Raw genomic sequence first — 12,714 nt, forward strand, 5'->3', positions numbered from 1 at the left:
TCCTCTCACATGTCATATTGGAAAAATCCCTTACCTGATTTTTTCCCGTACTCGCCTGCGTCGACCATTTTGACAAGTAAAGGACACGGACGGAACTTAGGATCTTTGTAGCTCTCATATAAAACAAGCAATGAATTCAAAATCGTATCGAGTCCAATCAAGTCCCCTGTCGCAAGCGGACCCATTTTATGACCAAAGCCCCCGCGGAAAATTTTATCGACATCAGCTGGTGTGGCGACTTGATCTTGCACAGCCCAGATGGCTTCGTTGATTGTCAGCATCAGCACACGGTTGGAAACAAATCCTGGTAGATCATGCACGACGACAGGTGTTTTATCAAAGGATTTCAAGAAATCTTTTGCCGTTTCTACTGTTTCATCAGAAGTCGCTTTTCCTCTAATGACTTCAACTAACGCTTTTAGAGGAACAGGATTCATAAAATGCGCCCCGATGACCTTTTCAGGGTGATGCATAAGGGATCCTACCTTTGTGATGGAAATACAGCTTGTGTTTACAAAATAAATGGTTTCTTTAGCACAAATATCTCGCATTTCTTCATAAATTGGCTTTTTAATCTCCCAATCTTCTGTCACATTTTCAATGACGATATATGCATCATGTAAGCCTTCAAATGAAGTCGATAACTGGATGTGGGACAATACTTCTTCTAAGGACAAGGAGATCTTCTTTTTTCTAACAAATTGAACCAATTGGTATGTCTTCTTGATTTTTTCTAACGCTTCGTTTAATTTTTCTTCTGTGAGATCGACTAATGTGACTTGATAGCCATTTGCTGAAAGGTCTAATGCCATATCAGCCCCCATCACACCTGCTCCAATAATGCCTACGTGCTTCGTGTTCATTTTTCCAACACTCCAATTCGCTTTAAAATGACATTGATTTTCTCTACTACTTCATTTGTTAATGGATGAATAAAAAAGTGATCTCCATCGAATTCAAAGAACGCACAATCTTCTCTTGTATACTGGTCCCAATCTTCTAAATCAAACAGCACAGAAGGCAAATCTTCCGTACCATAGAAAATAGAAATTGGACAAGCGGCTGGAACGACTTCATCACACTGATAGGTCTCCAGAATCTGGAAGTCTGCTCTTAAAATCGGCAGAAAGAAATCAAGCACTGCATGGTTATCAGCAAGTTCCTCTGGAACGCCTCCCATCTCAATAATCGCCTCTTTTAATTTGACATCTGACAGCTGATGATAGACTTTCTTTTCTGGAATATGTGGCGGAAAGCGTCCAGAATAAAAGACATGGACAGGCTCTTTGTTTAATCTTGTTTTCATTCTTTTTTGTAGTTCGTATGCAAGGACGGCTCCCATGCTATGACCAAAAATGGCGTAGGGCTCTTCTTCTTTTAAGGAAGAGGATGCCTGTAAGTAAAGATCGTCTGCGACCTGATGTAAATCAGTCAGCACAGGCTCTGTCATTCTTGTCCCATGTCCAGGGAGTTCAAGCGCATGAATTTCTATCGACTGGTCTATATATGGTTTCCACGTACTGAATATGGTGCTTGCTCCACCTGCATACGGTAGGCAAAATAACTTCACGACACGCCACACTCCCTTTTGCATTTGTTTTCCAACACTTCAAGCCAGTTTTTTTCATCATGGATTATTTTTTCTAAGGAAGCTTTGATGTTTGCTTGGTACCTACTGGACATGTCACCTGAAAAAAGGAGTTTTGCTGCCTGATGCCTCGCTTTCTCCCATTCTGCTAAAATACATTCCGTCCACCGCACCATTTCAGGTATGTCCTCTTTCATCAGATTCTGCCGATACAGCTCCACTTTCTTGATATTGATCACCTGATTGAAAGATGTCACGAGCTTCTCGATGTCATCCAATTGTGGAAACTGCTCATAATATGTTTCAAGAGCTGTGATTCCTTTTTCTATTGTTTCAAGCTGACCATGCATATTTCTCAGGAAATATGCCGTTTTTTGATCAAATAATTCAGTCGAGACCTTTTCCGGATCAAAGCGGAAAGCCGCATAGGAGTGAAATTGATCATTCGGCTGATAATAATCATGAAAGCTGTCATACCCTTTCTGCACGTCTCCATATGACAACACTTGATGCTCATATGACAAATTATCTAAATGCCGATTTTCTAACACATCGAAGGTTTGCTGCTTTTCAGAAAAGCCCGTGATTAAAATCGAATGGCGGCTATGCGTCGTCAAATACTCTTTTCTTCCTCGCTGAACGTAAGGATCTACCCACACAATGACCGGGCGATCCAGCGTCACATCTTGTTTGACTTTCTCAATAAGATTGGCACAATATTTGATTTTTTCGACTTGAATGCCTTGAAAATTCATAATCCTTTCTGGATCATGCGTTGACATGCAGTCAATCTGCAAAAAACCGTCGTCTGTAAGGCCATATGCGAATTGATCATTTAATAGGTATGGAACGACTTCTTGATCATACAGCTTCACAATCGGAAAAAAGCAATTGAAGAAACAGCTACGATAAAACAATTCATTATAAGGTTGAATGCCTGAAATCTGTTTGACGGCCATATTCTTGTCCTCTCTTTCCAGCAGTAGATGTCATCGTGAACCCTTTGATGAAACCAATCGTACAAAACCAAATGAAAAACAAATAATAAGAGATAGCAAGTTCAATAAGAGAGGAAGGTCCCCATACAAAAATCATCTTCCAAGGTAGCCCGTTAAAGGCCACTTGTGAAAGGATCATTGGCAGGATCAACACACCAATCAACAACAACACCCAGTAGGAACTTTTCAGCAAAACGGCAAGTGTCATCTTCCGCTGAACCACAATGCCCCTTTTGATCCTCCTTCTCCACTTGACAAATCGGAGGATAGACACAATTTGCAGCAAAATAAACAGGCCTGTAGCTGCAAGGCTTAATTTGTCAATGAGCTGAAATGGATCAGCCGGTGCTTCTACTTGTTCTTTTGTTCCCACGATCGTATTGGCAACGAGACGGGCTGTTTGCTCGGTGTAGATGCTATTCATATTCGCTAAAACTCCGATAGCAACGCCTTCTTTTGGTTGAATAAGAAAAAACGATGAATAATTTGGGTTGGAGCCTGCATGAAATAACGATTCCACATGCTCATGCTTTTTTTCTATATACCAGCCGGCATTGTAATAGACATGCTTCCCTTCGTCTGGGACATTCACAGTCAAGTGATCCGGGTTTTTTACAAAGCGAGACCATGTTGAATCGGTCAATTGATATTGCAGCCAAGTACCAACCTCCTGGCTATTCATCACAATATAGCCTGCAGGGGTGTTCCCTCGATATTCCGGTGCGTGATAGACCTGCGGAGCAAGGAATTGCAGTTTAAACCCTTCCGAGACAACACCGTGCTTTATTCGGTCTTGGCCTGCCTCCGTTTGATCAAGGTGATGTCTTTTAAACAGTCTTTTCATATATGCCTCATACGGCTCGCCTGTTACGTTTTCAATGATAAGGCCAAGAACATCATAGTTGATGGTGGCATATTCAAAGGAGTTCCCTGGCTTGCGATTGAGCTCGATTGATTTCAGCTGATGGACTGTTTTTTTCAACGCATCCTTTGAATCTTCCGGCTGGATAAGCGCAATGGATTGAAAAGGAATTCCGCTTGTATGATGCATCAATTGATCCACCGTGATCGGCTGAGGCTTGCCATGAAACGTTGGAAAAAAACCTGGAATATAGCTGCTCACCGGCTCCTTCAGATCAATTTTCCCTTGCTTCTCTAGTTCAACAATAGCAAGAGCAGTAAATGCCTTTGATGTAGAACCGATTTCAAAAAAAGTGCTGTCTGTAACAGGTTTCTTCTTATTTCGGTCTCCATAACCAAAGCCTTTTTGGTACACCACTTGATCCTTTTTCACAACCACAACGGACATGCCTGGAATGCGTCCCAGCTCCATCTGTTCTTCAATGACTTGATCAATGGCTTTAGGTGAAATGGCTGCTTGTGCATTTGCTTGACCGGCAAAACTATTAATCCATAACAATGCCAGTACAAATGAAATGTAGACAACGTGCTGAATTTCCCTCATGTAAATAACGAATCCATTTCTTCAAGAGACATATCCACTGTTTCAAAATCAGACGGTGTAAATTCGACCTCTTCTTTCTCTAGACAATGCTGAACCATGCGTTCAATTTGCCGTTCTATCTCATGTAAAAGCTGCGTCATGTCTATTTCACAAAGCTGTTTTCTGCTAAAAGAAAGATGAAAAATAAGCTGACCGCCCTTGATCGTTGCGACCATATCGATGACGGTGGTTAGCTGATTATCCAATGACGAATCAGTACCTGAGGTGAAATAGGACATCTCATAATCAGCCGATTGTTTAAGTACCTGATCGATCTCACCTAAATAGTTAAAGCGTAATTGTGGCGCTGAATGGTCCGGAAGCTGTCTATTGATGAGTGACAACAAACCGTAGCCTGCACCTTTATTTGGTACTTCACGTATCGTTTCTTTTACTGCTCGAATATGATCTGATAGAGACTCATAAACGTTGACATTCACTGGATACATGGTTGTAAACCATCCGAACGTTCGAGAAACATCGATATCTTCCTGCACAGCATCTCTGCCATGACCTTCTAATTCTATAGAAATCCGTTTTTGATTCGTTTGCTGATAACAGGCTTGAGTTAAAGCTGAAATTAACAGTTCATGAGGCTGCGTTTGATACGCTTTATTCGCTTGATTGATCAATTGATTCGTCAGTTCCACTGATAATGACTTGGTCAGTTTGATTTCATCTTTGACATATCCCTCACTTGTTGCCAATTGATACAAAGGCTGAATATCCTGAATCTCTTTCTCCCAATAGCTGAATTCTTCTTTTACATCATCTGATGCTGCATATTGGTTTATCCGCTCTGCAAAAATCTGATATGAATGGGTTTTGAGCGGAAGTACCTCTGCTGTCACCTTTTCTGCATGCAATAATTTGATCAAGTCCTCCACAAGAATTTGCCAAGACATGCCGTCAGCTAAAAGATGGTGCGCAGCAAAAATGAGATGCGATTGAGAAGATGTCTGACAAAGTGCTACTTGAATTAACGGTCCCTGATAAAGATGGGTGCTTTGCTTTAACTGAAAACCCACTTCTTTTAACGCTTCTTGCACATTCTCTTCTTCCTGCTCTGTGAAATCGCGTATCACCAGAGGAATATGCTGAATGCCTTCATCATAAAAGAGTATGTTTGTCGCCTCATGTACTTTTAACCTTAATCCGTCATGATGAGTGATCAGCTCTTTTAAGGCATCCTGTACGATTCTCTCATCCATCTTCTGCTTTGAATGAACAATGACAGATTGATGCCAGAAATGTTCATTTTCCAACTGCTTAGACCAGAACCATTCGACAACTGGAATCGATTTCACATCGCCCATCACCTGCTCTTGTGAGATATGTAATACAGGTTCCTGCTGAACAATTTGTGCCATTTCTCTAAAGATTGGATAAGTAAACATATCTTTTGTTTTTAAATAGAGCCCCTTTTCTTTTAACTTCGCGATAAACTGGATCGCCTTAATGGAGTCACCGCCAAGCTGATAAAAATGATCAGCCGGTTCGATGTTCTCATGCCCTAATATATCTTTTGCTGTATCTAACATGATCTCTTCGATGGCCGCTGTTTCCCTTGACCATTCAACCGGGGTTTCCAATTGAGACAGCAATGGATCAGGCAGTGCTGATCGATTAATTTTCCCATTTTGAGTTAGCGGGAGCTCATCTAATACAACAAAATACGCTGGTATCATATAGGCTGGGAGCTGATCTGATAATTTTTTTCTCAGCAAAAAGGTTGTTAGTTGTTTCTCTTTTAATTCAATATAAGCAGCGAGCTGTTTTTCTCCAGCTTCATCGGTGAGATCAATGACAACCGCTTTATCTACTTCTTCGAGTGCCATAAGCGCAAGTTCAATTTCCCCCAGTTCAATCCGGTAACCTCGCAGCTTGATTTGATGATCAATCCGGCCAATATACTCAAGCTTTCCATCGGTTGCTCGTTTAGCAATGTCACCTGTTCGGTACATACGACGATGACTCACAAATGGATTAGGAAGAAAGCGTGATTCCTGCAAGTCAGGTCTCTGCCAATATCCTCTGCCAACGCCCGCGCCTGAGATATACATTTCTCCCACTGTTCCTGGTAACACCACTTGCTGATTCTCATCTAAAAGGTAAATCTCCGTATTTGGCATCGGCACACCAATTGACACCGATGTCCCGCCATCGTCTTGATGAAATGGATGAATCATGCAGCCAACCGTTGCTTCTGTGGGTCCGTATTCATTAAAGATAGAAATTCGCCCATCACTTGCCTCGATGATTCTTTTGGCCAGAGCTGTCGATAATTGCTCCCCGCCAACAATCATCCGCTTCACAACTGATTGCGTGAGCGCAACATCTGTTAGCAGCGCCATATGTGCTGGTGTCAGCTTAATAACTTTTGCTTTTTGATCAAGCAAGATATGTTCTAATAAAAAGCCTGGCTGATCCTCTTGACGATAGATCACCACCTTACTTCCAATCACCAATGGTGTATAGATGGATGTCACTGTTAAATCAAATGCAATGGATGAATACAATGCAAAGTGATCATCGGCTGAATCTGTATAGTTTAATTTGGCAGACATGATATAATTCACTAAGCTTCGATGCTCAATCATGACCCCTTTTGGCTGTCCTGTAGAGCCAGAAGTATAGATCATATATGCAACGTCTTCCGCATCTCCAATGAATGGATGATCGGAATCATACTGAACCAACTCATCCCACACGTTGTACATATTGTACGTATCCCCTTCAAAAGGGAATGACGATGCTTGATCTGTTAAAAACAGCTTCGCCTGACTATCATCCAAAATAAACTGAATGCGCTCCTGCGGATACTCAGGATCAATCGGTACATATGCACCGCCCCCCTTTAAAATCCCTAGTAGCAACACAATGAGTTCTGGTGAATGATTCATACATACAGCAACAAAATCATGCCGCTGCAACCCATGAGTTTGAAGGAAATGCGCCATTTGATTGGTTTTTCTCTCAAGCTCATCGTATGTCATCACGTGAGATCCATCCTGAAGCGCTATTCGACTAGGAGAGGCCTTTGACATGTCTGTGATCAATTCATGGATTTTTTTCTCCTGAGGAAACAAAATGGTTGTGTCATTCCATTGGTAAAGCTCTCGATGCTTCTCCTCTTCTGTCATCAAAAGGACATCCTTCAAGCACTGTTCGGGATGGGTGAGTATGTTCTCAACAAATAGAAGCATTCTCTCATGAAGGAAGTCGATGTCTTCCTTGGCATAATCTGAGATTTTGTAGTCATATTGCAGCTCAATTTGCCCTTTTTCATCCCATTCTTTCACAGCAACTTGTAAGCCATATGGCTGGAATCCATTGTAAAGCTCTATATATTCAACTGCGTATCCTTCCATCTCCTGCACCATATTTGTGCTGTAAGAGTTGATAAAGATTTGAAAAAGCTGATCATATCCTGCCTTTGCCAGCTCTAAATCTTTGACGAGTGCGTCATATGGATAGCGCTGGTGAAGGAAGTAAGCCTTATAGCTTTTTTGTACGTCTGTTAAACTTTCTAACAAAGATAGGTGAGGATCGATCTTCATTCGATAAGACATTGTGCTGACAGTCATACCGGATGTAGCTTTTTCCTTCTGGCCGGAACGATTGAGAACTGGAGTCCCAATAATAAAATCTTTTTGCTGGTATCTTTTATGCAAGTAAACGAAGAGGCCTAAAGTAAATAATGAGTTGATTGAACAATGATGGGTATCTATAAAATCATAGATTCGTTCTGAAAGTTGTCGATTAAGGTAATGGCTTTGTCGATGGCCTTTAATTTGGTCAGTTCCTTGTACCAAATAACTATCAGACACATCAGATAAGGTTTCTTTCCAAAACTGCTGATCTTTTTTAAATCTTGGGGAGTTCATATATTTCGATTCTTTATCAATAAAAACAGAATGATCGTCTGTATCTTGTTCGATTGAGGAGTTTTGTGTAAGAGCAGTGTAAAGTTGACTAATCTTATCGATGATTACTTTCATCGACCAGCCATCTGCTACAGTATGATGGCATTTGATGAAATAACCAGACTGTTGTTCACCGACTTTTAATACAGCGAATTCGACAAGAGAGGTTTCTAGTAATTGAAACGGTGTTTTGAAGGCTTTTTCGGCCCATTCTAACATGAGTTCATGGGTTGAAAACTCATATACAGGTATATGGTTGTCGGCGTTTGGATCAACGTATTGAAGAGTCACTCCGTCTTTCTCTACTAGCTTGAGACGAAGAGATTCTGTCGTCCTGATACAACATACAATGGCCTGCTTAAGTCTGTCCAGCTGCAATGGCCCATTGACGAAAATAATACCACCAATATGATTGATCGGTGTCTCTGGATAAAATGTTTCCATGTTTATAACGCGCTTTTGTGGATGTGTTAATGGCCAATATACTAAACTACTAGTCAATTACGCCACCTCTACTTTTCGTATAGTTAACATTTCTACGAACATATTAAATCATATAATGGTATTTTTGTAAATAATTGAGCTTAAATGTCTAAAAATGTTCATTTTTTAATGTAGACGCTAGGAAAGACGACACAGTAAAGAGGGCAACGTTGAAAAAAAGACGATTCTTGTCCCAAAGAGATCGGTCATGGTGCTCATAACGAGGATGGGCAATCCATATATAAAAGTGGATAGTGTATGTTGAGCTTATAGTATTTTAGGCAATTCAAATTTGACTCAGTGTATCTTTTACGTATTGTGTGAATAGAAATACTACGAAGCTGAAAGGCTGGGCCTAATAAAAATACAAATAACAAACTGAACCTAGCTGATTCATTCAGTCCTAACCATAGACCAGAAGTGAAAATCTAACTATTGGCTTTTTAATAAAAAGGGCTTTTCTACTAAAAGCGGGATCATCGAATTTCTAACTGGAATGGTTCCCCCATCTATTAAAGAAAGTAGAAATACTATGATAAAAAAGATAGAAATAGAAAATGATGCTAGTTGTAGAATATAATCAAGCAACGGAAGAAAATAATTTGACATATTTACAAATAGAAAATGAGTTTCTTTTTAGCTTAAAATGATACATAAAGAAAGGGATGAGTACCGCTCCAAGTACTTGTCCGACAAACTGCGAGACGGCCACCATTGAAGCAATCAGCGTAGAACTTGTAAATTGATACGTCAGGAAGGTTAGAACGAGAACATATAGTGAATCCCCAAAATTTAGCAAGGGTTTGCCCCCCCTAATAAAAAGTAAAATGGTAATCTCTATTTTCTCTTCATTACCATACATAATAATACATTATTTTCTACACTTCTACTTTTTATAACAACATTTTCTTAATTTGATACTTTTTTACTAATTTAAAAAACCGCCAAAAGGCGGTTTTTTAAATTAGTCATATATATGGACTGTTGGTTCTTTATCTTCAGCATTTTTCGTAATAAGGGCTTCTTGTTGATCAGAAGAAGTAATGTAGATTTCTATATTTGTGCTCTTATAGTAATCCATTACTTCACCTGTTAAATATTGTGTGAAAGCCACTACTTCTGTTTTCCCATAGAATTGCATTGGAATTTCAACTTTCATTTTTTGCATGTTTCCATTTTTATAGAAGCCTTTTCCTACCACTCCGGTGTAATTTGGGAAGTAGTCTTCTACCTTTGTCTTGAAGCGATCAAATTTTTCTGAATCATTCTTGTAGTTGCTTTTGGCATTATCTGAAGGGAAGAATACATTCTCCTCTTTGATCGTGTCCCAATTGCCGATATCAGATGATCCTGCTTTCACATCGGTTTTGGCGATAAAGTTTCCTGGCACGATGGACGATTTTGGCGCTTGCTTATAAAGGGCAATCATCACAGGCACTTTTTCCAAACCGTCCATTTGGCGTATTCGTTTAATCACTTGTTCTGCAATTTTTTCGCCCTCTTCTAAGAGTTTTTTTGAATTTTTCGATGAATCAATGGTCACCTCTTGCTGAGGATCGCCAATATTTTCTCGATAATAATAAACGGAATTCAGCGCAAGACCAATAACGACTCCGCCAAGCTGTAAGCTGTTTTTGTCTTTTCGAATTAAGTAATTATGCTCTAGCATCGAAGCTAAGTAGATTGGACTATTTTCGTTTTTAGACTTTGTTGATCCTGAATTTGGAAGAGGAGGGTTTAAGCCTAGGTTCTTAAAGTTTTCATCTTCTTTTTCTGCTTTTTTCAAATCACTTCCTGTTTTTTTGCGCGCCAGCCAGCTTAGAACGGTATCCTCATCTAAATGCTGTCCTTCTTGAAAAAGATAGTCGTTTGTATTAAATGACTCTGTTGCCAGGCGCATGAGACCTGTTTCAAATTCATCAATATCCAAGCGTGTATTAAGACGCTCTGCTGTTAATCCCCTTGCAGCACCTTGTTTAAACGGCAGCACCATTTTGTAATAGGAGTCAGAGATATTGTACATCGGGATGATCGCTGTTTCCTTCGTTTCATCCGTTTTTTTTGTGACTTCTTTCTCATCCTTTCCCCCAAAAGGTGCGCACGCTGACAATACCAGTGTGAGCATTGTCAGCAGCAATAACAACTTTTTCAATAGAAAACACTCCTCTTATTTCTTTAGCTCCTCGAGCATTTTAGCTTCGTCCCAAATGTCAATATTGAGTTCTTCTGCCTTTGTCAGTTTACTTCCAGCTGCTTCTCCGGCAATGACTAAGTTTGTTTTTTTACTCACACTACCTGCTAATTTACCACCTAATGCTTCGATCGCTGCCTTTGCATCGTTTCGAGACATTTCTTCTAATTTCCCTGTGAGCACAATGGTTTTTCCTGCAAAGTAGGAATCACTTTCTTCTGCTTTTAACGGCTTTCGCCCTGTGTAGGTCATATTAACCCCAAGCTCTTTTAGTTCATTTAGCAGATCCAGTATTTCTTCTTTCTCAAAGTAAGTGACAACCTCATCGGCCATTTTTTCACCAATTTCATCTACTTCGAGCAATTGTTCTTTCGTCGCTTGCTTTAATTGATCGATGTCTTCGAAATGCATGGCCAAGGTTTCTGCCGCTTTAGAGCCAATAAATCGAATGCCAAGACCAAATAGTAAACGTTCAAGGGAATTTTCCTTCGATTGTTCAATGGAACGCAGTAAATTATCGACAGATTTTTCGCCCATTCGTTCAAGCTGAATCAGCTGTTCTTTCGTTAATCGATAAAGATCAGACACACGAGACACAAGTTTTTCTTTAAAAAGTTGTGTAATGACCCGCTCGCCAAGACCATCAATGTTCATCGCATTACGAGAAACAAAGTGAATGAGTCCTTCACGTATTTGTGCGGGACATTCTGGATTGATACACCTTAAGGCCACTTCACCTTCGATTCTTACCAGCTCACTTTGACACTCTGGACATTCACTCGGCATGTGAAACGGCTTTTCTTCACCTGTTCGCTGATCGACAAGCACGCCGGCAACCTCTGGAATAATATCGCCCGCTTTCTTCACAATCACTTGATCGTATAGCCGAATATCCTTTTCTTTGATCAAATCTTCATTATGAAGAGAAGCACGCTGTACCGTCGTTCCTGCTACCTTTACAGGCTCTAGTATCGCTGTTGGTGTGATGACGCCTGTACGCCCCACACTTAGTTCAATATCGAGCAGCTTCGTCACGACTTCTTCGGCGGGGAATTTGTACGCAACAGCCCAGCGGGGACTTTTTGCTGTAAAGCCCAGCTCTTCCTGCTGAGCCAATGAATCCACTTTGATGACAATTCCATCGATTTCATATGAATAATCGGAACGCTTTGTTTTCATTGTTTCGATGAGGTCGATCACTTCCTCAATCGTTTGGCACATTCGTCTTTCTTTGTTGGTTTTAAAGCCTAGATCTTCTAGAAGATCAAGCCCTTCACTTTGCGTTTCTACACCGATTTCATAAAGATCCGCTATACTGTAGACGAATATATCAAGGTTTCGTTTCGCTGCAATTTTCGTATCGAGCTGACGAAGTGAGCCCGCAGCCGCATTACGCGGGTTTGCAAACGGGTCTTCTTCGTTTTGTAATCTTTTTTCGTTTAATGCTTCAAAAGAAGGCTTTGGCATAAATGCCTCGCCTCTCACTTCAATCGATAGAGGACGGTTGATTTTAAGAGGGATGGAACGGATGGTTTTTAGGTTTTCCGTAATATCCTCACCCGTTGTCCCGTCACCTCGCGTGGCACCTCCGACAAACACCCCGTTTTCATAACGGAGAGAAACAGCAAGTCCGTCGATTTTCAGCTCGACATTGTATGCGACATCGTCACCCACTGCTTGACGAACCCGGCGGTCAAAATCAAGAAGATCCTGTTCATTAAACGCATTCCCGAGGCTGAGCATCGGTGTGCCGTGACGTACTTTTTGGAAGGCAACTAAAACAGCACCTCCTACTCTTTGTGAGGGAGAATCCGCTGATTTCAAATCAGGGTGTTCTTCTTCAAGAGAAATCAGCTCACGCATCCGCGCATCATATTCAGCATCAGGAACACTTGGACGATCAAGTGTATGATATTCGTAGTTGTATTGATTCAAAATCTCGTGCAGTTCCCCGATCCGGCGTTTCGCTGCTTCTTTATCCATCTGCTTCTTCCTTTCAATTCTTCCGTTTTGTAAGTCCTATC

The 12,714-nt window shown here is 40.8% G+C and carries 8 protein-coding genes; all 8 read right to left on the minus strand.

Annotated features, from left to right (window positions below; all coding sequences use genetic code 11):
• Positions 1–5: 5 nt before the first annotated feature.
• The 8 genes from WAX46_RS03560 to ligA all read right to left on the minus strand — a co-directional run bounded on the left by WAX46_RS03560 (position 6) and on the right by ligA (position 12,673).
• The gene (locus tag WAX46_RS03560; protein ID WP_226567479.1) at positions 6–863 is read right to left on the minus strand and encodes a 3-hydroxyacyl-CoA dehydrogenase family protein; all 858 of its coding nucleotides are present in this window, start codon (positions 861–863) and stop codon (positions 6–8) included.
• Complete coding sequence (locus tag WAX46_RS03565) at positions 860–1,570, minus strand: thioesterase II family protein (protein WP_336493366.1); 711 nt, start codon at positions 1,568–1,570, stop codon at positions 860–862. The genes WAX46_RS03560 and WAX46_RS03565 overlap by 4 nt, the downstream gene beginning before the upstream one ends.
• A complete protein-coding gene (locus tag WAX46_RS03570; RefSeq protein WP_336493367.1) occupies positions 1,567–2,547 on the minus strand; it encodes a C39 family peptidase in 981 nt (326 codons plus the stop codon). Before WAX46_RS03570 ends, WAX46_RS03565 begins: the two co-directional genes overlap by 4 nt.
• Positions 2,510–4,051 carry a serine hydrolase domain-containing protein gene (locus WAX46_RS03575; protein ID WP_226567483.1) on the minus strand — a complete coding sequence of 514 codons (1,542 nt, stop codon included), beginning with the start codon at positions 4,049–4,051 and terminating at the stop codon, positions 2,510–2,512. The genes WAX46_RS03570 and WAX46_RS03575 overlap by 38 nt, the downstream gene beginning before the upstream one ends.
• Positions 4,048–8,517, minus strand: a complete 4,470-nt coding sequence (locus WAX46_RS03580) for an amino acid adenylation domain-containing protein (RefSeq protein ID WP_336493368.1) — start codon at positions 8,515–8,517, stop codon at positions 4,048–4,050. The genes WAX46_RS03575 and WAX46_RS03580 overlap by 4 nt, the downstream gene beginning before the upstream one ends.
• Positions 8,518–9,079: 562 nt before the next feature.
• Positions 9,080–9,298, minus strand: coding sequence for a hypothetical protein (locus tag WAX46_RS03585; RefSeq protein ID WP_226567485.1), 219 nt, complete (start codon positions 9,296–9,298; stop codon positions 9,080–9,082).
• Between the two features lie 165 nt (positions 9,299–9,463).
• Positions 9,464–10,651 (minus strand): CamS family sex pheromone protein, encoded by a 1,188-nt coding sequence (locus WAX46_RS03590; RefSeq protein ID WP_376776420.1) that lies wholly within the window; start codon positions 10,649–10,651, stop codon positions 9,464–9,466.
• A gap of 15 nt (positions 10,652–10,666) precedes the next feature.
• Positions 10,667–12,673 (minus strand): NAD-dependent DNA ligase LigA, encoded by a 2,007-nt coding sequence (ligA, locus tag WAX46_RS03595; protein WP_336493369.1) that lies wholly within the window; start codon positions 12,671–12,673, stop codon positions 10,667–10,669.
• Between the last annotated feature and the right edge of the window lie 41 nt (positions 12,674–12,714).

Origin of the sequence: Bacillus sp. FJAT-53060 (genome assembly GCF_037104745.1) — a bacterium.
GTDB lineage: Bacteria > Bacillota > Bacilli > Bacillales > Bacillaceae > Bacillus > Bacillus stratosphericus_B.

Bases quoted from the DNA above. Each gene is read 5' to 3' on its own strand.
- WAX46_RS03560 (WP_226567479.1), bottom strand. From the start codon at position 863: ATGAACACGAAGCACGTAGGCATTATTGGAGCAGGTGTGATGGGGGCT.
- WAX46_RS03570 (WP_336493367.1), bottom strand. From the start codon at position 2,547: ATGGCCGTCAAACAGATTTCAGGCATTCAACCTTATAATGAATTGTTT.
- WAX46_RS03575 (WP_226567483.1), bottom strand. From the start codon at position 4,051: ATGAGGGAAATTCAGCACGTTGTCTACATTTCATTTGTACTGGCATTG.
- ligA (WP_336493369.1), bottom strand. From the start codon at position 12,673: ATGGATAAAGAAGCAGCGAAACGCCGGATCGGGGAACTGCACGAGATT.